The following is a 20585-nucleotide window of genomic DNA, read 5'->3' as shown; positions in this document are numbered from 1 at the left end:
CACTAATCACTAATCACTAATCACTAATCACTAATCACTAATCACTAATCACTAATCACTAATCACTAATCACTAATCACTAATTATAAGTATCACTCTCAATCATACCATCACGTAAACGAATAACGCGTTTGGCATGTGCGGCAATGTCTTCTTCGTGCGTAACCATAATTACCGTGTTGCCAGAAGCATGGATTTGATCAAATAATTCCATAATCTCCAAAGAAGTTTTGGAATCTAAGTTTCCTGTAGGCTCATCGGCTAAGATGATAGATGGTTTATTTACCAGAGCGCGACCAACAGCAACACGTTGTCTTTGTCCACCAGATAGCTGATTAGGTTTGTGGTCCATACGGTCGGCCAAACCAACATCGGTTAAGACTTCGGAAGCTCTGTCTACACGTTCTTTTTTTGTGGCACCTGCATAGACCATTGGTAAGCCAACATTGTCTAAAGCTGTGGTTCTTGGTAACAGGTTAAAGGTTTGAAAAACGAAACCTATTTCGGTATTTCTAATGTCTGCCAACTCATCATCTGTCATTTGGCTAACGTCTTTACCGTTTAAATTATAAGAGCCAGCAGTAGGTGTATCTAAACAACCTAATAGATTCATTAGTGTAGATTTGCCAGAACCAGATGGTCCCATAATGGCAACATATTCGCCACGTTTTATGTCTAAATCTATACCTTTTAGAACATGAACGATTTCTTGTCCTAATTTAAAATCTCTTATAATGCCTCTAATCTCTATGACGTTGTCGCTCATAAAACAATTCTGTTGGTAGTTTAAATCCTCTGCAAGATAAAGAATTTAAAAATCAGTTTGTCAATAAGACGTTAAAGTTGTCGGCTTGTTACAATCTAATTCTAAAATGTTCTTTGGCTTGTTCTTTTCTAAAGAATACAAAGCCTAAATGAAAACAATCTACAGTAACAGTAACAGCTTTATGAGCTTTGATATAATCCCAAGCCTCGGTCATTTCTTTGGACCAATAGATGTCGTCAAAAATGAAGATAGAATCGTTATGTACTTTGGGTATAAGTGCTTCAAAATATTGAATTGTAGCTTCCTTGTTGTGATGTCCGTCAAAGTAAATACAGTCGAAATGCTTCTGTTCTAATTTTTCAATTTCAAAAGAAAAAGCACCAATGTTGAAGTAGGTATTATCGATGCCCAAATCCTGAAATTGAGATTGTGTAAAGTTAGAGGTGTTTTTACAGCCTTCAACTGTGATGATTTTAGAGTTTTCATTAGCAAGTGCAAAGGCATAGGTTCCCATTCCGAGAGAAGTGCCAAGTTCTAAAACAGAGCTTAATTTGAAATATTTCGCAACTCGATATAATAGTCTGGCTTCCTTTTTTGTACTACTAGACGTTGAGACCATTTGACTCACTTTTCTTACTTCATTTCCTAAAGTTTTTGAACCTTCTCCTAGGTCAGTAATATCTAATTCTGCTTTTGAATTTTTTAGTGTTTTTCTATAATTCTGAAGTTTTTTATAGGCATCGTATTTCTTCTTGTCGTATAGACATTTGGTTACAAACTGATATACAAAAGGCGAGTGTACGCTATGTTGATTGGTGGATTTTAAAAGGAATTTTATGTATTGTATTATTTGGTACATTGTTGTCTTTGCGTCTCTGCGCCTTTGAGAGAAATCTTTTTAGCTTTCTAATCGTTCAGCCAATTCAAACCAACGTAATTCTTTTTCTTCAATAGTATCGATGATGACTTGCAGTTCTGCTGAAAGTTTGTTGATGTCGTCTTGAGATAAATCTGGATTGTTAAACTTAGCTTCCATGGCCTTTTTGTCTAACTCTAATGAACGAATTTTAGATTCTAGATTCTTATATTCTTTTTGTTCGTTGTACGATAGTTTTGCTGCTTCGTTTTGTTTAATAGCTTCAGTATTGTCAGCTTTTTCCGTACTTTCTACTTGTTTTGGTTGACTACTGTCGTAAGCTCTAAAGTCTGAGTAATTTCCTGGGAAATCTTCAATAATACCTTCACCTCTAAAAACAAAAAGATGATCTACAATTTTATCCATAAAGTAACGGTCGTGCGATACCACTAAAAGCACACCAGGAAAATCCATCAGAAAATCTTCAAGGACATTGAGTGTTACAATATCTAAATCATTCGTTGGCTCATCGAGAATTAAAACATTAGGATTCTGAATTAAAACTGTACATAGATATAGACGTTTTTGCTCGCCACCACTTAGTTTTTCTACAAAATCATATTGTTTTTTTCTGTCGAAAAGAAACCGTTCTAATAGTTGTTGCGCGCTTATTTGCCTACCTTTTGCCAGTGGAATGTAATCGCCAAATTGTCTGATGACATCTATAACTTTTTGTTCAGGTTTTACTGTGATACCACCTTGTGTGTAGTAACCGATTTTTACGGTTTCGCCAATAACTATTTTTCCTCCATCGGCATCAAGACTTCCTGTTAAGAGATTTAAAAAGGTTGATTTTCCGGTGCCATTTTTGCCAATAATACCAATGCGCTCACCTTTTTTAAAGGTGTAATCAAACCCATCTAAAATTTTCTTGTCTTTAAACGCTTTAGATACATTATGAAACTCAATGATTTTACTACCAAGGCGTTCCATATTAATTTCTAACTGTACTTGATGGTCTTTTCTGCGCTGATGCGCTTTCTTTTTTATTTCAAAAAAGTCGTCAATTCTACTTTTAGATTTTGTGGTACGTGCTTTGGGTTGGCGACGCATCCAATCTAGTTCTTTTTTAAAAAGTTGTTTGGCTTTGCCGACTTCGGCAGCCTCATTTTCTATTCGGGCTTCTTTTTTTTCCAGGTAATAAGAATAATTGCCTTTGTAGGTGTAAAGCTGACCGTGGTCTAGCTCAATAATTTCATTGCATACACGCTCTAAAAAGTAACGATCGTGTGTTACCATAAAGAGGGTTTGTTGGGTTTTGGCAAAATAGTCTTCTAACCATTCTATCATTTCTAAATCGAGATGGTTGGTAGGCTCATCTAAGATTAAGATGTCTGGTTTACTCAATAACGCTTGGGCCAAAGCCAAACGCTTACGTTGACCACCCGAGAGTACACTCACCTTTAAGCTTAAGTCATCTAGCTTTAATTGCGATAGAATTTGTTGGTATTGGGTTTCAAATTCCCACGCATTGTTTCTGTCCATAGCTTCAAAAGCTAACTGGTAGGCTTCGGTGTCTTCAGGGTTTTTAAGTGCTTTTTCGTAAGCTTCAATAACCTTTAAAATAGGTATATCTGAAGCAAAAATGGTTTCTTCTATAGTTAGTTTAGGGTCTAAGTCTGGTTCTTGATCTAAAAATGCTAATCGCAGTCCTTTTCTAACAACAACTTGACCTTCATCTGGTGTGTCTTTTCCAGAAAGGATATTTAGAATTGATGTTTTTCCACTTCCGTTTTTAGCAACAAAAGCAATCTTTTGGTCTTTGTGAATACTAAATGACAAATCTTGGAAAAGTACTAGTTCTCCGTAAGATTTTGATATGTTTTCTACGTTGAGGTAATTCAAACTTTATAAAATTTTATACAAAGAACGTAAATAAACCAAAAAGAAACCTAATAGTTTTGTTATTGGTGGTGATACATTATATTTGTCTGTAAACATCTGTAATATCTATGAGAAGCATCAAGCTTTTGATTATTGTTCTTAGCAGCATTTTTGTCTCGTCATGTATTCCGCATAAAGACACTTTATATTTGCAGAATAAAGAAGCGGGAACAAATGATACTATCCCTTACAACTTATCTGAAGTTCAGAAGCCTTACCGCATACAAATTGATGATATTTTGAATGTAAGAATAAAGGTTTTGGACCAAGATAATGTGCAGATTTTCAATCCCATAAGTCAAAGCAATACATTAGAAGCTAGCAGCGCCGAACGTGCTTATTTTGATGGTTTTACGGTTGATGTCCATGGTAATATTAGAATACCAACACTTGGTTATTTTAATGTTTTAGGTTATACCGTTAAAGAAATAGAAGCGCTAATAGAGCAAAGGTTACTTGATGAACAATTTAAAGAAACGGCTAATATTTTTGTTACAGTTAAACTTTCTGGGTTGCGATATACAGCAACAGGCGAAATTAATAACCCAGGAACAGTAACTCTATTTAAAGAGCGCGTGAATATTTTTGAAGCGATTGCCAATTCTGGTGAAATTCCTGTAACTGGTAACAGAAAAGATGTAATGATTATAAGACAATATCCGCAAGGGCAAAAAATACATCACTTAGATTTAACAGATGTAAAAGTAATGCAGTCACCTTATTATTATATTCAGCCTAATGATATAATTTATGTAAAGCCTTTAAGACAAAAGTCTATTGGAACAGGTGAAACTGCAGTTTCTAGTTTGGCGACAATAGCAACAATTGCATCTCTTATAACTTCAGGTATTTTGATATTTACAAGGCTTTAGTACATGAGTAATCAATATGACGACATAGAATTAAATGAGTCAAATCGAATAAGTTTTGATTTTAATGGATTGCTTTTTAGGATTTTAGGTTATTGGCCTTTAATCTTAATTTGTGTAATTGCAGGTTTAACAGTAGCGTATTTTATAAATGTCAGAAAGCAAAATATTTATCGCTTAGAATCCTTAATTTCTGTAGATAACGATCAGAATCCTTTTTTTACATCCAATACAAGCATTTCATTTAATTGGGGAGGAGTTTCTAATAAAGTTGGAAGTATTATTACAGAAGTTAAAACAAGAACGCACAATGAACGGGTAATAGATTCTTTAGAGTATTACAAACAATATCTAAAGCAAGGTGAATATCATCTTGAAGATATTTACGGATTATCACCTTTTGAAGTCATTACAGATAAAACAAAGCCACAGGTTTTAGGCCTCCCTTTACGCATTAAAATTCTTGATGAAGAAAATTTTGAATTATCTTGTCTTTTTACATCAAATACAAGAACAGGTCAAATTTATGCAACCAAAAACAAAGTTGAGGTTGTAACTAAACCTGGTGAGTTTTCAAAAAATTATAAGTTTGGTGAAAAAATTGACTTACCATTTTTTAGTGGTATAATTAATCGTCTACAAGAGAGACCATACATAGCAAACAATCAATATTTTGTGAAATATTTAAATTTTGATTCGGTTGTTGATAACTATAAAAATTCTATAAATATTGGTACATCATCTAATGATGCATCCTCTGTTTTAAGACTGTCATTAATAGGGTTGAATAAGACTAAAATCGTAGATTTTCTTAATGCAACAACAGACATTTTAAAAAAGACAGAGTTAGAAAGAAAAAATCTTTATGCCACAAATACTATAAAGTTTATTGATAGCAGTCTTAATGCCGTAAATATTAAGCTTAATAATGTAACTGATGAGATGGATGACTTTATTAAGACTAATAGAGTTTATGATGTAGAGGAGGAGATGAGTCAATATTCAGAGCAATTAAAGACATATGATCAAGAAAAATTAAAAGAACAATCTAAGCTTAGTTATCTCAATAATCTGGAAAATTATTTAAGGACTAAAACAGATTATTCTCAAATTGCTGCGCCAACCTCTGTAGGAATAGAAGAAGTTAACATACTTACAAGTGTAAGTAGAATTATTTCATTATCTATTGAACGTAAAAACTTGGAGTATTCAACTAAGGAAGGATCCATATTATTTGATGAGTTAGACAGAAGACTCGATACAGAAAAAAGTGTTCTTTTGGAGGCAATTGCAGTAACTAAACAAACAATATCTCAAAACTTAAATACAATTAACAAAAAGATAGCTAATCTTGAGTCTAAATTGTTAGGGTTACCCAAAGATCAACAAGAGTATTTAAAGATTCAGCGAAAACTAGACCTTAGTAGAGAGGCCTATGAGGTTTATCAAGCAAAACGTAGTGAAGCTGCAATTATTAAGGCTGCAAATGTTTCTGATATTACTGTAATTGATGAAGCTAAAGATATTGGTAATGGACCAATTGGCCCTAAGACTTCCTTAAACTATATAATGGCTTTATTAATAGGTTTTTTTCTGCCTATTTTTATAATTTTCATACTCTATCTTTTAGATAATACCATTAATAGTGCAGAAGAAGTTAGTAGGATGTCTAAGGTTCCAATTTTGGGATTAATAGGTAAGTACAATTATCATAATAACTTGGTTACTTATGAGAAACCAAAATCTGCAGTAGCAGAAGCCTTTAGGTCCGTAAGGTCGAGTTTACAGTTTGTATTAAAAAGCAACGGTGCATCTGCAAATGCCAAAACATTGCTAATAACATCTTCAGTAAGTGGAGAAGGAAAAACTTATGCTTCTATAAATATAGCAACTGTATATGCTATGTCAGGCAAGAAAACCATCCTATTGGGATTAGACTTAAGGAAACCAAAGATATTTGGTGATTTTAAGATAAAGAATGAAAAGGGAGTGGTTAATTACTTAATTGATGAGTCAAGTCTTGATGAGGTTATAACACAAACACATATTGAAAATCTAGATTTAATCACATCTGGTCCAATACCACCAAACCCATCAGAGTTATTAATGAGTAAAAAACTTGAAGACCTCTTAGAGATTTTAAAGAATGATTATGATATGATAATTCTTGATACACCACCTTTAGGTTTGGTTACCGACGCTTTAGAACTTGTTAAGTTTGCAGATGCTTCTATTTTTATGGTTAGATTAGATTATACTAAAGAAGGTATGTTACGCTTGGTTGATGATAAGTATAAGAAAGGTGAACTTAAAAATATAAGTTATTTATTGAACTTTTATAGATATAAGCGTGGGCATAATTATGGATATGGTTATAGCTATGGTTACGGTTATGGTGTTTACGGAAATGCCTATCATGAAAAAGATAATCAAACATGGTTTCAAAAAATCAAGAATATATTCAAACGATTCAAATAATCTAACATCTAGATTTTGATTACAAGACGGCAACTTCAATGTAAGAGATTATTTGACATTATCTTGGTTTTAGTATTGTTACCATTATTAATTGTGCCAATTTGTTTATTAATAATTATATCTTCAATAGATACAAAGAAGTTTGGTGTTTTTTCGCAATATAGGGTTGGGCAGCGTGGTAAGCTTTTCAAAATTTATAAGATTAGAACCCTCAAAGAAGGAAAACACCGATTAGGTCACCTAGATAAAAGCGCAACCTCATTTGGTAAAGTTTTAAGACGAACAAAATTAGATGAACTTCCTCAATTGTTTAACGTTCTTAAAGGGGATATGAGTTTTGTTGGACCTAGACCAGATGTTGAGGGTTTTGCTGATAAACTAGAAGGTGATGACAGGATAGTGTTATTAGTTAAACCTGGTGTTACGGGTGAGGCAACCCTAAAGTATAAAGAAGAAGAGTTATTGTTAAATCAACAAGAAGATCCAGAGGATTATAATCGGAGAATTATTTGGGTTGATAAAGTGAAAATCAATAAAAACTACGTATTAAATTATAGTTTTTATTTAGATTTGAAGCTTATTTTAAAATCTATTTTTGACAGATGACACATTCTGAAGATAAAATTGCAATTATAGGATTAGGTTATGTTGGTTTACCATTAGCTGTAGAATTTGCAAAGCAATTTTTTGTTGTTGGTTTTGATATTAATAAACAAAGAGTTAATGAGTTAAATTATGGTATAGATAAAACATTAGAAGTTGATAATGACAACCTTAAATCTGTTTTAACTTCAGATATAAGTGCTGATAAAGGTTTGTTTATAACAGATGATTTAGAAGCGTTAGAAGTAGTTAATTATTATATTATTACTGTGCCGACTCCTACGGACGAGTTAAAACGTCCAGTATTTATACCTCTCATAAAAGCAAGTGAAACTGTAGGTAAGGTTTTAAAGAATGATGATATTGTTGTTTATGAATCTACGGTATATCCTGGGGCAACAGAAGATATTTGTATTCCGGTTTTAGAAAAAGTATCAGGTCTTAAATTCAATAAGGATTTTTATGCAGGTTATTCGCCCGAGCGTATCAACCCAGGTGATAAGAAACATACCGTTACTAAAATTTTAAAGGTAACCTCTGGCTCAACACCTGAGATTGCAGAAAGAGTAGATCGGCTTTATAAAAAGGTTATCACTGCAGGCACTCACTTAGCTCCATCAATAAAAGTAGCTGAGGCTGCCAAAGTAATTGAAAATTCACAGCGTGATATAAATATTGCCTTCGTTAATGAGTTGTCAAAAATCTTCAGACTATTAGATATTGATACCAAAGCTGTTTTAGAAGCTGCAGGTACAAAATGGAATTTTTTAAAGTTTTCTCCAGGTTTAGTGGGTGGTCACTGTATTGGTGTAGATCCTTATTACTTGGCACAAAAAGCAATAGAGTGTGGATATAATCCAGAAATTATTCTAGCAGGTCGTAAGGTAAACGATAGTATGGGAAGCTATGTAGCTACAGAAACTGTTAAAATGATGATTAATAAAGGTGCAACCATAAAAGGCTCTAAGGCATTGGTCTTAGGTATAACTTTTAAAGAGAATTGCCCTGATATTAGAAACTCTAGAGTTATTGATATTATTGAAGAATTACAATCCTATCATGTTAATGTAGACGTTTACGATCCATGGGCCTCTGAGAAAGAAGTAAAGGATGAGTACAGTCTAGATTTAAAATCTTCTATTGATGATTTACAATCTAATTACGATGCTATTATTTTAGCAGTATCTCATAATGAATTTTTAGAATTACCTATCGATAACCTTAAATCAGATAAATGTGTCGTGTTTGATGTTAAGTCCTTATTGCCAATTGATACAGTAGATGCTCGTCTGTAACATTAAATACCCATCCTATTATGTGCTCAAATCAATATCAAAAGCAAGATTTATCGCAATTAAGTTTTTTGATTACAGGTGGATCTAGATTTACAGGCTCTAATATAATATTGTGGAATATTTATTAAAATACAGTGCGAAAAGAAAGCTAGATAACTTTTCTAACGGTTATTAAGAAAACTTAATCGAAATTATAGATTTGAATTACTAGAAGAGGTTATTAGAGATTTGGAAATTTGTGAAAGAGTAATTAATGGTATTGATTGTTTAACACATCAAGCAGTCCTGGGTTCTGTGTCGCATTCTATTAATAATCCTACAATCCCAAATAAGGTAAGTGTTTCTGATTTAGAAGCAGTTCATGGACCACCAACACAATGAGATGTAAGATATTCTTTGGCAGATATTTCTAAAGCAGAACCTATTAGTTTATAAGCCGCAATATACAGTTAGAGAAGGATTGAAAATAACTTGGGATTACTTTAATTAAGTTTCTAATACCTTCTTTAAAAAATTTTATTTGATTTAGTTTTTCTAAGTTTTTATTCATGTGATAAAAGGCTCTAGTTTTATCTAAAAGCTTTAATTCATTTCTTATATTCGTCAAAGTAATTAAGAATAAATTGAAGACAACTCAAGACAAATGGTTATTTGAAATCTCTTCGAAGCAAAAATTAGTAAGCTTTAATTTTACTGAAATTTGGCGCTATAGAGATTTGCTTTTTCTCTTTGTAAAACGAGATATAATAACAGCTTATAAGCAAACTATCCTAGGACCATTATGGTATGTTATTCAACCATTATTTACCTCTATAATCTTTACATTAATCTTTAATAATTTAGGTCAAATAAAAACAGGAAACGTAGATCCATTTCTTTTTAATTTAACAGGAATCACACTTTGGAATTATTTCAAGCAATGCTTAACAGGTACCTCTAATACATTTACAAAGAATCAGAATATTTTTGGAAAAGTTTACTTTCCTAGAGCTATAATGCCATTATCTGTTACGATTTCTAATTTAGTGAAGTTTGGTATTCAATTTCTAATACTTGTAGGTTTTTATGTTTTCTATTTAATTAAGGGAGATAACTTATCAGTATCAGTCAATTATTTGATGCTATTGCCATTATATGTCTTTATGATGGCATTATTCGGATTGGGGTTTGGTATGCTATTATCTGCTATGACCACAAAATACAGAGATCTAACAGTATTGGTCGGGTTTGGGGTCCAGTTACTAATGTACTTGTCAGCAGTTCCTTATCCATTAAGTGAAGCTAAAGATAAATTCCCAAATACTGTTGCGACTTTGGTAGAATACAACCCTTTATCCCAAATTATAGAAGGATTTAGATTTGTAGTTTTAAATGTTGGAAGTATAGAGGTAAGTAAAATCTTTATTACATTAATTATCTGTATTCTAACATTTTTAATAGGATTAGTGATTTTTAATAAAACAGAAAAATCATTTATTGATACAGTATGATGCATTCAAATGTGATATTAAAAGTAGAAGGCATAGGTAAACAATATAGATTGGGATTGGTAGGAACTGGGACCATTACTCAGGATCTTAATCGTTGGTGGAGTAGAGTTAGGGGAAAAGAAGATCCTTATCTTAAAATTGGCGATACAAACATAAGATCAGAACAAGGAAGTTCTAATTATGTTTGGGCATTACAGAATATTAATTTTGAAGTTAATCAAGGAGAGGTTTTAGGAATAATAGGGAAGAATGGAGCAGGTAAATCAACATTGCTTAAAATACTATCTAGAGTAACCGCCCCAACCTTAGGAACCATAAAATCAAAGGGTAGAATAGCATCTTTATTAGAAGTAGGTACAGGTTTTCATCCCGAAATGACAGGAAGAGAGAATATTTATCTCAATGGAGCGATCTTAGGAATGACAAAAGCGGAAATCTCCAGAAAAATCGACGAGATTATAGATTTTTCAGGATGTTTACGATACATAGATACACCAGTTAAGCGTTATAGTAGTGGAATGACAGTCCGTTTAGCTTTTGCTGTTGCTGCACATTTAGAACCCGATATTTTGGTAATCGATGAGGTTTTAGCTGTTGGTGATGCCGAATTTCAGAAAAAAGCCATAGGTAAAATGCAAGAGATTTCTAAAGGCGAGGGAAGAACTGTATTATTTGTAAGCCATAATATGGCTGCGGTGAAGAATCTATGCACAAGATGCATAGTGTTAGAAAACGGAACCAAAACTTTTGAGGGTGATACAGAAAAAGCTGTTGATTACTATTTAAATTCTGGTGTTAGAGAGAATACCTCTCGTTTTATAAATAGAGAACCAAATCAAGGTTCAGATATATTAGAAATTAATGTCTTGAAGGAAGACCAATTAGCAGATACCTTTGGTTTTAACGAAAGTGTGAATGTTAGTTTTAAGATTAGTGTAGATACTGAAGACCTCTCTGCTAAATTAGGATTTAAAACTATTGATCAGTTTGAAAGAGTTGTTTTTTCTTCTAATGTTTTACTGTCAGATGTTGGTATAACAAAGCAAGGAGTCTATAATGTTATAGTAAAAATACCAGCTTCAATATTAATGCCTAATCAATACAGATTAGTTGTTGGTTTTCATATACATAAGAAGAAATTAATTCGTAAACTAAATAATGTGATACATTTTATTATTGAAGAGACGGGTTCTGGTTTCGAGAACTATCAAAAAGATGATATGGGTTGTGTATCTTTAAATTGCATATGGGAATCTCAAAAACAAATTTGAAGTGAAAGAGTCATCACTAATTTTTATAATCTCTCAACCAAGATCAGGGTCTTCTCTACTGCAACAAATTTTGCATAGTAATGAAGCTATCGTCTCATCACCAGAGCCATGGCAAATGTTACCATTAATTTATACCTATAAGAAAAACTCAATCACTTCTGCATATAATCCTTATTTTGCAGTGGAAAATTTTACCAGATATTTAGAGGAAACAGAAAATGGTATAGAAAAATATAAGAATACGGTAAAACAATTAGCACTTAATCTATATGAAGATAAGATTGGGAATCATCAATATTTTTTAGACAAAACACCAAGATACTATCACATAATAAATGAGTTGATAGAGATTTTTCCTAAGGCAAAATTTATTTTTCTAGTAAGAAATCCTTTAGCCGTATTTGCTTCAATATTAGACTATAATTTTAAAGGTGATTATAAAACATTTTTAAAATCAGAAGACAGAATAGATGACCTTTTTTTAGCACCAAAACTAATTGAAGAAGGTATTAGGGCTAAGCAAAATAGCGTTACAATTAAGTATGAAGACTTAATAAATAATACCGAAGAAGCTTTAAGTAAGATAAGTAACTACCTCGCTCTAGATACACCTTTACAAATGAATTATCAATTGCAAGGGAAATTTACAAATTCATTACATTTAGACACAAAAAGCTTAGATAAACATTCCAAACCTGTTGATAGTTATATAACTTCTTGGAAAAAAACAATAAATACAACACAGAAGAAAAAACTAGCTTTAGACTATCTAAGAATACTAAAAGGGAATGGTAGCAGTTATTATGACCTAGAAGCAATAGAAAAAGATTTAATAGATTATGTTCCTAATAAAAAGAAAATAGTAACTATTCCATTAGATTTATTAATGAAGAAAGAAGAAAATTTAAGTATTTTTCAATTAATTAAAAAGAGAGTTTTAATAAAACTACAAAGCAAGATCTCATAATGGTAGAAGAAATAAAATATAAAAATAATTTACTTGCAATCATTGTGTCTTCAAAATTTGAAAAAGAAGGTATTGCATTTTTTACACCTAATAGTTTTTCACAGCAATTAGGTTACATGAAACGAGAAAAGGATTACGTTATAGAGCCTCATGTACACAACCCAGTTAAAAGAGAAGTTGTTTGGACTCAAGAAGTTTTATTTATTAAATCCGGAAAAGTTAGAGTTGATTTTTATGATGAAGAAAAAATATATCTAAAAAGTAGAGTTCTAGAAAAAGGTGACATCATTCTTTTAGCATCTGGAGGACACGGTTTTGAAATGCTTGAAGAAAGTGAAATTATAGAAGTAAAACAAGGGCCATATTCGGGCGATAAAGATAAAACAAGATTTGAGCCAGTAGACTCAAAAAAAATTCAAATAATAGAATGATTCCTGTAAATGTCCCATTACTTAATGGAAATGAAAAAAAATATCTAGAAGAGTGTATAGACTCAGGATGGATCTCTTCAGAAGGCCCTTTTGTATCTCGTTTTGAGAATGAATTTTCTAAATATGTTGGTAAAGACTATGGTATTGCAGTTTCTAACGGCTCTGCGGCATTAGACGTAGCTATAAAAGCACTGAATTTTGAGAAGGGAAGTGAGGTAATATGTCCAACCTTTACAATAATATCGCCTGTACAGAGTCTTATTAGTCAAGGTTTGGTTCCGGTTTTGGTAGATTCTAATGAAGATACTTGGAATATGGATGTACATCAAATAGAAGCTAAGATTACCTCAAAAACAAAGGCAATACTTGTTGTGCATATTTATGGCTTACCAGTAGATATGAACCCTATACTTCAATTAGCAAAAAAGTACAACTTAAAGATTATTGAAGATGCGGCAGAAATGCATGGTCAAACCTATAATGGTAAAAAATGTGGTGCTTTTGGAGATGTAAGTATTTTTAGTTTTTATCCAAACAAACATATTACTACTGGAGAAGGTGGAATGATTCTTACATCTGATGCGAATATTGCAGAACGTTGCAAAAAACTAAGAAACTTATGTTTTGAAAAGGAAAGAAGATTTGTTCATAAGGAAATTGGGTGGAACTACAGAATGACAAACATGCAAGCAGCACTTGGTGTAGCTCAACTAGAACAGATAGATACTATCATACAAAGAAAAAGAGCTATTGGAAAAAAATATAATGAGCATTTTAGTAATAAAATAGACTTGCACCTTCCATTAGCACAAACCGAGTATGCTGAAAATATATATTGGGTTTACGGACTAATAGCTAAGACCGAAGAACAGTCTGTTAGAGTGCAAAAAAAACTAGGTGAATTAAAAATAGGAACAAGACCTTTTTTTTGGTGCATGCATGAGCAACCAGTATTTAACAATTTAGGTTTCTTTAATTCTAATAAATTTCCTGTTGCAGAAAAATTAGCAAGAAATGGTTTTTACATACCATCGGGTTTAGGAATCACCAATACTCAAATAGACGAAGTAGCTGAAAATTTGATAAAAATAATAGCTAATGGATAGGTTTAATCTTTACGCTAAATATTATGATTTATTATATCAAGATAAGGATTATAATGGAGAGGTAGAGTATTTACAAAAGTTAATAAAGCAAAGTTTTTCTGATGATAAACTAACATTATTAGAACTTGGATGTGGTACAGGTAATCATGCAAAGATTTTTTCCGAGAAAGGGTATTTTGTTGAGGGAGTCGATTTATCTTCACAAATGATTAAAATAGCCAAAGAAAAAAACAGAGAAGATGATAACCTCTGTTTTTTTGAAGGCGATATAATTAACTACAGATCAAAAAGAAAATTTGATGTTGTATTAAGTCTTTTTCATGTGGTTAGCTATCAGGATACGAACGAAAAAATTCAAAAAACACTACAAACAGCTCAATATCATTTAAAACCAGATGGACTTTTTATTTTCGATTTTTGGTACGGTCCTGGAGTTCTAACGGATCCTCCAGTAGTAAGAGAAAAAAAATTGGAGAATAAACAGCTTTCAGTGCATAGAACTGCAACACCTCAAGTTTTTGTAAATGATAATGTTGTAAATGTCTTATTTGATATTGCTATTAAGGATAAAATTAAAAATGAGTATGAAAATATTTCAGAGAAGCATACTATGAGATATCTTTTTATTCCTGAGTTACGTTACATGCTAAATAATAATGGGTTTGAATTAGAGAATTATTACACCTGGATGACATTAGATAAACCAACAGCATCCACCTGGAATGTAGTTGTTGTAGCAAAAAAGAATAGATAATGAAGGTAGCTGTATGGATTGATAGTGCAATGGTACCCTCTGTTGGTGGTGGGTTTTCGTATAACTCTAAGTTGGTAGAATTAATCGATAAAAAAACATTTAATTCCAAATTAGAAGTATGCTTTATTAGTGCTAATATCAGTAATTACAAGTTTACAAAACCTTATGTTGTTATTAATACGGAAGGAAAAAAGCTCTCTTTTTTTCAAAATGCAATAGTTGAGTTATCGCGTAAAACTGGTTTTCTAAAAAGATTAAAACGTGTAATTCAACAAAAGCACAATAACGAGGTCATACAAAAGTTGCATTTTCAAATTGAAAAAAATAAGATAGATTTAATATACTATGTTTCACCAATGCAATGCTATATTCCTAGATTTCCGTTTATATCCACTAACTGGGATTTAGGGCATTTAACGTTACCGCCTTTTCCAGAAGTCACGGAACCAAAAGAGTTAATGACTCGTACTAATTGGTATGAATGTGTATTACCTAAAGCAAAATATATATTTACAGAATCAGAAGCAGGTAGAAAAGAATTAATAGATTTGCTTGCAATACCAGAGGACAAAATAAAAGTTGTTCCAATTTTTCCTGGAAATCTTGTACATCTCAATGTTTCAGAAGAGACTCAATCACAAATTCTTAATAAGTTAAAACTAGAGAAAAATAAGTTTTTTATGTATCCAGCTCAATTTTGGAAACATAAAAATCATGAAATATTAATTTCTGCTTTTGAGAGTGTTTTAAAAAATTATCCAAGTATAAAACTAGTGTTAAGTGGAAGCGATAAGGGCGAGTTAGAAAATATACTTAGTTTAATAAAAGCAAAACAATTAGAGTCTAGCATTATTTATACCGGATTTGTTTCTAATGAAGAGTTGTATACCTTATATAAAAAGGCATTAGCTTTAGTTTTTCCTTCACTTTTAGGTCCTACAAATATGCCACCTTTGGAAGCAAGGGTATTGGGCTGTCCAGTATTGTGTTCAGACTTTTTAGGTCATAGAGAGCAGTTAGGTGATGGCGCTTTGTATTTTAATCCTGAGAATGAAGATGAAATAGTTAAGAGTATGCTAACTGTTTTAGATCACATTAAAAGAGAGTCTTTGTTAGAAAAAGCATCTGTTGAGTTAGCTAACTCTAAGTTTAATGGCAATAATGCGGTCGCAAAAATTGAAGAACATTTGTTGGCTGCATTAAAATAGTTGTAAGCTTATTCGCCAAACTCAAATTTAAAATAATCAATTTCCTTTTTATAATTTTTATTAATAAAGTCTATTGTTTCTGGGGTGTAGTGATTTGTGTAATGGTCGTATTGTCTAAATAGCAATTTTGGTAAAATTGCATCATCTATATTTAATTCATTGCAAACAATATTAAAATCATCTTGAAGGTTCTCAAATCTACCAATAAAGTCTAATGGTATATCTCCTTTTTTGTTTGTTATAAAATGCCATTGAGAAAAGGTGGAATGATGTACTTTTTCTTGCAAAAATTTTAGAAACGGGTACTCTAAGTCTTTTATGTTGTATGCCTGCCTATGAGATTCATCTTTCATTACATTTCTATACCACGAAAATAATCTTGCCCAAGGATTTCTAACAAAAGAAAATTTATAGTAGTTTTTGTATTCTTTTTTTGATATTTCAGGATTTGTAAGGTTTTTAAAAAAAGAATAACTGCTTTTAGGTTTTCCTATTTTTAAGGCATAAAGACATTTTTTTAAGTGATAATTTTTATCAAAAATCAACTCTATGTCTTTTATTGTTCTATGGTCTTGAACATCTCTTTTAAGTTCATCAAAATGTCCAAGTTTTCTTTCGATACTTGTCCCTCCAGTTTTAAAATTATGGATAAAAATGCATTTATGTTCTTTAGAAATCATATGCAAAAGAATTAATATCTCAACACTTTTTGATTCGTAATAAATAGATTTATATTTACAAATATCAACTTTTAAAATTGATAATTCAGTTTATCTTGCAAAAGATAAGTATAAGAGATAATAAATTAATGGTTGCTATTTGCTAAAGAATTTAGTGGGTTAAGCATATGGTAAAAAGTGTAATGAATAAAGATTACCCTAAAATTTCAGTAGTAACACCTAATTATAACCAAGATAGGTTTTTAGAGCAGACCATAAAATCTGTGTTAGATCAAGGTTATCCCAATCTAGAATATATTGTTATTGATGGTAAAAGTACTGACAATTCCGTAGCTATTATCAAAAAATACGAGTCACAACTACATTATTGGATATCTGAAAAAGATAATGGGATGTATGATGCTATTAATAAAGGTTTTCTAAAAGCTACAGGAAGCATTATGTGTTGGATAAATAGTGATGATTTATTAGCGGAAAAATCTCTTTTTAAAGTAGCTGAAGTTTTTAATAATAATCCAAATGTCAATTGGTTGATGGGCTATCCAACGATTATTAATGAGCAAAATGAAGTAACGTGGCAAGGGCAAGATGCAAAAGTGTTTAATCCATTATTCTTTTATTTGCATAATCATGCTAGGGACTTCTCATTTATTCAGCAAGAGTCTACGTTTTGGAGACGAAGTATATGGGAACAAGCAGGAGGTCGGTTAAACACCTCCTATTCATTAGCAGCAGATTTTGATCTTTGGTTGCGTTTTTTTAGAAATCATAAATTATATTTCTACAAAGAGCAATTAAGTGCATTTAGAAAACGAAAAGGACAACAATCAGAAAATCAAGATATTTATATTTCGGAAGCCAATAAATCTGTAAAGCACAATGAAAAGAGACTGTTTCTTAAAGATAAGTTGAATATTTTTCTACTTAAGAGCATTCGAAAAGTATTATTTATGACAAAGATTAAAAGCCTGCGTAATACATTTTATAAATTTCAAAATAGATATTTTGGTAAACCTACAATAATTAATTAGAGTGAAGCAGCACTAATATTTATGAAGAAGCACATCTCGATTATAACTATTAATTTTAACAATGCAGAAGGCCTAAAGCGCACCATTGAAAGTGTTGTGAAACAAGGTTATAGAGAATTGGAATACATTGTTATTGATGGTGGGTCTACAGATGAAAGTCCTAATGTCATAAAAACATATCAAGATAATATTAGTTACTGGATTAGTGAGCCCGATAATGGCATATATAATGCAATGAATAAAGGGATTGCCAAGGCTACAGGAGACTATCTTCTTTTTTTAAACGGAGGGGACTATTTAGTTGATGACAATATTATTTCTAGGCACTTAGAGGTTTTTGATAATAAAGATTTTGTAGCGTTTGATGTGATGCATAATATTCCAAATGTTGGTGAAAAGCGACATTCACATCCTGAAGATTTACATTTTTCTTTTTTATATAATGAGACTTTCGCACATCAAGGAGTATTTATTAAACGAGAACTGTTTGATAAGGTTGGTTATTATGATGAAACGTTAAAAATAGTAAGTGATTGGAAGTTTTTTATAGACGCAGTAGTTAGGCATAATGCCTCTTACAAAAGAATTCCAGAAATCTTAAGCTATTGTGTTTTAGACGGTGTAAGTGCCACGAAAGAAGGTACACTCATAAGAAAAAAAGAAAGGCAAGCTATCTTAAAAGAAGACTACAGTATTTTCAATGAAGATTATAAAAATCTCGCTTATTTTAAGCTAAATCGATTTAAAGCTTTGAGAGCCTTAGAGCGTTATAGTTTTACTCGAAAATTAAATTCTATTTGGCTGCATATATTATTAATTGTTGTTAAAGGCAAGACACCAAAACAATTAAAATAATGATTCCAAAAATTATCCATTATTGTTGGTTTGGTAATAAGTCAAAAAGTAAAACGGCACTTAGATGCCTAGATAGCTGGAAAACCTATGCACCAGATTTTGAAATAAAAGAATGGAACGAAAGTAATACGAAACAATTTCAAAATAAGTTCTACAAAGATGCTTACCGAAAAAAAAAATATGCCTTTGTTGCAGATGTAATAAGAACGTCTGTATTATATACACATGGAGGGATTTACATGGATTTAGATATGCTTTTGCTAAAGCCAATAAACCATTTGCTTATTTATGATTTTTTTAGTGGATATGAGGTGGAGGATAGAGTTAATTTTGCACTTTTTGGAGGAATAAAAGGTCACCGATTCTTTAAGTCTATGCATCAATTTTATAAGACCACACCTTTTAATCAATTTTCTTTACCAGTAATAACTCACACATTTTCGCCAATAATAAATGAAGAAACATTACAGGAAAACGAAGTTATATTAGATCCAGATTTCTTTTATGCGTTGACATATCAAAACCGAGAACAGGAATTTAAAAAGTATGTAACCATAAACAGTATAGCAGTACATTTATGGGATCATTCTTGGGAGCAAAAAGAAGAAAAAGAAACATTATGGATTCTCATCAAGAAAATAAAAGTTGTGTTAGTGGATTATTTGTTTTTCAATTATCCAAAAGCCTATTTTAAACGTTATTTTAAGGAATTTTCAAGAAAAATTGCGCACAAAATATTATTGAAAAGTTGAGTATAAAAGTATTACACATCAATACAACAAATAGAGGAGGTGCAGGTATTGCTGCTTTGCGATTGCATACAGCTTTGATAAATAAAGGAATAAAGTCAGCATTTATATCTAAAGGACTTACCTTAAACTTTAATGATTTTATCATTAAAGATCCTACATTTCATTATAAAAAACCAACAATTTTCAATAGGCTAATAACAAAATTATTTCCATCTAAAAAGAGAAAACTAATAAGAACTTTTAGTAGTGTTAAAACAAATATTGAAAGTGAAATAGTGTCACTTCCAGTTTCGTTGTACAAATTGCATAATCATCCACTGGTAGAAGAAGCAGATATTATTAATCTACATTGGATAGGTGATTTTGTTGATTACACAAGTTTTTTTAAAAAAGTTTCAAAACCAATAGTATTTACATTACATGATATGAATCCGTTTAAAGGGATATTTCATTATAATATAGATATGCATAAAAATCCCAACTTTAAATTTTGGGAAAAAGAAATGTATAACTTAAAAAAGGAATCGTTAAAAAATGTAAGTAATGGTGCAATAGTTAGCCCATCGCAATGGCTTTTAGATGAGGCACTAAAAGTTGGTATGTTTTCTAATTTTAAAATTCATACAGTAATTCAGAATTCTATAGAAATAGAGCAGGAAAATGTATTACCTACAAAAGAAAGGTCCAGAGTAGATTTTGGCTTGTTAGAAGACGAAAATGTTATCTTGTTTGTTTCTAATGCCCTAGAAATAGAAAGAAAAGGATTTAAAGAAGCCAAACAAGCTTTAGAAAACATAAAAGAGCCAATAACATTACTGACCATAGGAAAAGGTGAGATAGTAGTAGAAAATCCTTATGTTAAGGTAAGGTCTTTAGGTTTTATAAATGATACCGAAAAAATTACTGCGGCCTACAGAGCAGCAGATGTTTTACTTTTGCCTAGTTTAGAAGATAATTTACCAAATACAATGTTAGAGGCTTTTGCTAATGGCACTCCTGTTATCAGTTTTAAAGTAGGCGGAATGGCAGAGCATATAGAAACTAGGGTAAATGGTATGTTGGTAAATGAAATAAATTCAGAGGCTCTAAAACAAACTATCATAGAATTTTTTAATATAAAGGATAGTTTTGATTCTAGGCAAATTAGAAGCTATGTAGATCAGAATTTTTCATATCAAAATCAAGCTTCAAAGTACATAACATTATATAATCAACTTCTTAATTGAGAG

General features: G+C 31.4%; 19 protein-coding genes. 15 read left to right on the top strand and 4 right to left on the bottom strand.

Annotated features, from left to right (window positions below):
* Nucleotides 1-79: 79 nt before the first annotated feature.
* The 3 genes from V1468_RS15300 to V1468_RS15290 all read right to left on the bottom strand — a co-directional run bounded on the left by V1468_RS15300 (nucleotide 80) and on the right by V1468_RS15290 (nucleotide 3527).
* Entirely contained in the window at nucleotides 80-766 is a 687-nt protein-coding gene (locus V1468_RS15300) for an ABC transporter ATP-binding protein (RefSeq protein WP_331811080.1), read from the bottom strand.
* Between the two features lie 88 nt (nucleotides 767-854).
* Nucleotides 855-1625, bottom strand: coding sequence for an O-methyltransferase (locus tag V1468_RS15295; protein ID WP_331811079.1), 771 nt, complete (start codon nucleotides 1623-1625; stop codon nucleotides 855-857).
* Between the two features lie 39 nt (nucleotides 1626-1664).
* Nucleotides 1665-3527, bottom strand: coding sequence for an ABC-F family ATP-binding cassette domain-containing protein (locus V1468_RS15290; RefSeq protein WP_331811077.1), 1863 nt, complete (start codon nucleotides 3525-3527; stop codon nucleotides 1665-1667).
* Between the two features lie 107 nt (nucleotides 3528-3634).
* On the opposite strand from V1468_RS15290, the gene V1468_RS15285 reads away from it, so the two are divergent.
* From V1468_RS15285 to V1468_RS15235, 11 genes are all read left to right on the top strand, one after another.
* Nucleotides 3635-4438 carry a polysaccharide biosynthesis/export family protein gene (locus V1468_RS15285; protein ID WP_331811076.1) on the top strand — a complete coding sequence of 268 codons (804 nt, stop codon included), beginning with the start codon at nucleotides 3635-3637 and terminating at the stop codon, nucleotides 4436-4438.
* Nucleotides 4439-4441: 3 nt separating this feature from the next.
* Nucleotides 4442-6913: a polysaccharide biosynthesis tyrosine autokinase gene (locus tag V1468_RS15280; RefSeq protein ID WP_331811075.1), complete on the top strand. Its 2472-nt coding sequence runs from the start codon at nucleotides 4442-4444 to the stop codon at nucleotides 6911-6913.
* A 15-nt stretch (nucleotides 6914-6928) separates the two neighbouring features.
* Entirely contained in the window at nucleotides 6929-7519 is a 591-nt protein-coding gene (locus V1468_RS15275; RefSeq protein WP_331811074.1) for a sugar transferase, read from the top strand.
* Nucleotides 7516-8811: a nucleotide sugar dehydrogenase gene (locus tag V1468_RS15270; RefSeq protein ID WP_331811073.1), complete on the top strand. Its 1296-nt coding sequence runs from the start codon at nucleotides 7516-7518 to the stop codon at nucleotides 8809-8811. The genes V1468_RS15275 and V1468_RS15270 overlap by 4 nt, the downstream gene beginning before the upstream one ends.
* A 623-nt stretch (nucleotides 8812-9434) precedes the next feature.
* Nucleotides 9435-10301 carry an ABC transporter permease gene (locus V1468_RS15265; RefSeq protein WP_331811072.1) on the top strand — a complete coding sequence of 289 codons (867 nt, stop codon included), beginning with the start codon at nucleotides 9435-9437 and terminating at the stop codon, nucleotides 10299-10301.
* Nucleotides 10301-11572: an ABC transporter ATP-binding protein gene (locus V1468_RS15260; protein WP_331811151.1), complete on the top strand. Its 1272-nt coding sequence runs from the start codon at nucleotides 10301-10303 to the stop codon at nucleotides 11570-11572. The genes V1468_RS15265 and V1468_RS15260 overlap by 1 nt, the downstream gene beginning before the upstream one ends.
* A 1-nt stretch (nucleotide 11573) precedes the next feature.
* Nucleotides 11574-12539, top strand: coding sequence for a sulfotransferase family protein (locus tag V1468_RS15255; protein ID WP_331811071.1), 966 nt, complete (start codon nucleotides 11574-11576; stop codon nucleotides 12537-12539).
* Entirely contained in the window at nucleotides 12539-12970 is a 432-nt protein-coding gene (locus V1468_RS15250) for a cupin domain-containing protein (protein ID WP_331811070.1), read from the top strand. Before V1468_RS15255 ends, V1468_RS15250 begins: the two co-directional genes overlap by 1 nt.
* Nucleotides 12967-14076: a DegT/DnrJ/EryC1/StrS family aminotransferase gene (locus V1468_RS15245; RefSeq protein WP_331811069.1), complete on the top strand. Its 1110-nt coding sequence runs from the start codon at nucleotides 12967-12969 to the stop codon at nucleotides 14074-14076. Before V1468_RS15250 ends, V1468_RS15245 begins: the two co-directional genes overlap by 4 nt.
* Nucleotides 14069-14830, top strand: a complete 762-nt coding sequence (locus tag V1468_RS15240) for a class I SAM-dependent DNA methyltransferase (protein WP_331811068.1) — start codon at nucleotides 14069-14071, stop codon at nucleotides 14828-14830. Before V1468_RS15245 ends, V1468_RS15240 begins: the two co-directional genes overlap by 8 nt.
* The gene (locus tag V1468_RS15235; RefSeq protein WP_331811067.1) at nucleotides 14830-16038 is read left to right on the top strand and encodes a glycosyltransferase family 4 protein; all 1209 of its coding nucleotides are present in this window, start codon (nucleotides 14830-14832) and stop codon (nucleotides 16036-16038) included. Before V1468_RS15240 ends, V1468_RS15235 begins: the two co-directional genes overlap by 1 nt.
* A gap of 8 nt (nucleotides 16039-16046) precedes the next feature.
* On the opposite strand, the gene V1468_RS15230 is transcribed toward V1468_RS15235, so the two are convergent.
* The gene (locus V1468_RS15230; RefSeq protein ID WP_331811066.1) at nucleotides 16047-16718 is read right to left on the bottom strand and encodes a sulfotransferase family 2 domain-containing protein; all 672 of its coding nucleotides are present in this window, start codon (nucleotides 16716-16718) and stop codon (nucleotides 16047-16049) included.
* A gap of 182 nt (nucleotides 16719-16900) precedes the next feature.
* Between V1468_RS15230 and V1468_RS15225 the strand changes: the two genes are divergently transcribed.
* The 4 genes from V1468_RS15225 to V1468_RS15210 are packed head-to-tail and all read left to right on the top strand — an operon-like array spanning nucleotide 16901 to nucleotide 20582.
* Nucleotides 16901-17749: a glycosyltransferase family 2 protein gene (locus V1468_RS15225; RefSeq protein ID WP_331811065.1), complete on the top strand. Its 849-nt coding sequence runs from the start codon at nucleotides 16901-16903 to the stop codon at nucleotides 17747-17749.
* A 21-nt stretch (nucleotides 17750-17770) separates the two neighbouring features.
* Nucleotides 17771-18604, top strand: coding sequence for a glycosyltransferase family 2 protein (locus tag V1468_RS15220; RefSeq protein WP_331811064.1), 834 nt, complete (start codon nucleotides 17771-17773; stop codon nucleotides 18602-18604).
* Entirely contained in the window at nucleotides 18604-19356 is a 753-nt protein-coding gene (locus V1468_RS15215; protein WP_331811063.1) for a glycosyltransferase family 32 protein, read from the top strand. Before V1468_RS15220 ends, V1468_RS15215 begins: the two co-directional genes overlap by 1 nt.
* On the top strand, nucleotides 19353-20582 hold the full coding sequence (locus tag V1468_RS15210) for a glycosyltransferase (protein WP_331811062.1): 1230 nt from the start codon (nucleotides 19353-19355) through the stop codon (nucleotides 20580-20582). The genes V1468_RS15215 and V1468_RS15210 overlap by 4 nt, the downstream gene beginning before the upstream one ends.
* Nucleotides 20583-20585 lie beyond the last annotated feature (3 nt).

The organism is Winogradskyella poriferorum, assembly GCF_036553625.1.
GTDB lineage: Bacteria > Bacteroidota > Bacteroidia > Flavobacteriales > Flavobacteriaceae > Winogradskyella > Winogradskyella poriferorum.
Note: the sequence above shows the minus strand (reverse complement) of the source record. Positions and strands in the feature narration are given on the sequence as shown.

Bases quoted from the DNA above. Each gene is read 5' to 3' on its own strand.
- V1468_RS15300 (WP_331811080.1), bottom strand. From the start codon at position 766: ATGAGCGACAACGTCATAGAGATTAGAGGCATTATAAGAGATTTTAAA.
- V1468_RS15295 (WP_331811079.1), bottom strand. From the start codon at position 1,625: ATGTACCAAATAATACAATACATAAAATTCCTTTTAAAATCCACCAAT.
- V1468_RS15285 (WP_331811076.1), top strand. From the start codon at position 3,635: ATGAGAAGCATCAAGCTTTTGATTATTGTTCTTAGCAGCATTTTTGTC.
- V1468_RS15280 (WP_331811075.1), top strand. From the start codon at position 4,442: ATGAGTAATCAATATGACGACATAGAATTAAATGAGTCAAATCGAATA.
- V1468_RS15270 (WP_331811073.1), top strand. From the start codon at position 7,516: ATGACACATTCTGAAGATAAAATTGCAATTATAGGATTAGGTTATGTT.
- V1468_RS15260 (WP_331811151.1), top strand. From the start codon at position 10,301: ATGCATTCAAATGTGATATTAAAAGTAGAAGGCATAGGTAAACAATAT.
- V1468_RS15250 (WP_331811070.1), top strand. From the start codon at position 12,539: ATGGTAGAAGAAATAAAATATAAAAATAATTTACTTGCAATCATTGTG.
- V1468_RS15245 (WP_331811069.1), top strand. From the start codon at position 12,967: ATGATTCCTGTAAATGTCCCATTACTTAATGGAAATGAAAAAAAATAT.
- V1468_RS15240 (WP_331811068.1), top strand. From the start codon at position 14,069: ATGGATAGGTTTAATCTTTACGCTAAATATTATGATTTATTATATCAA.
- V1468_RS15235 (WP_331811067.1), top strand. From the start codon at position 14,830: ATGAAGGTAGCTGTATGGATTGATAGTGCAATGGTACCCTCTGTTGGT.
- V1468_RS15230 (WP_331811066.1), bottom strand. From the start codon at position 16,718: ATGATTTCTAAAGAACATAAATGCATTTTTATCCATAATTTTAAAACT.
- V1468_RS15225 (WP_331811065.1), top strand. From the start codon at position 16,901: ATGAATAAAGATTACCCTAAAATTTCAGTAGTAACACCTAATTATAAC.
- V1468_RS15220 (WP_331811064.1), top strand. From the start codon at position 17,771: ATGAAGAAGCACATCTCGATTATAACTATTAATTTTAACAATGCAGAA.
- V1468_RS15215 (WP_331811063.1), top strand. From the start codon at position 18,604: ATGATTCCAAAAATTATCCATTATTGTTGGTTTGGTAATAAGTCAAAA.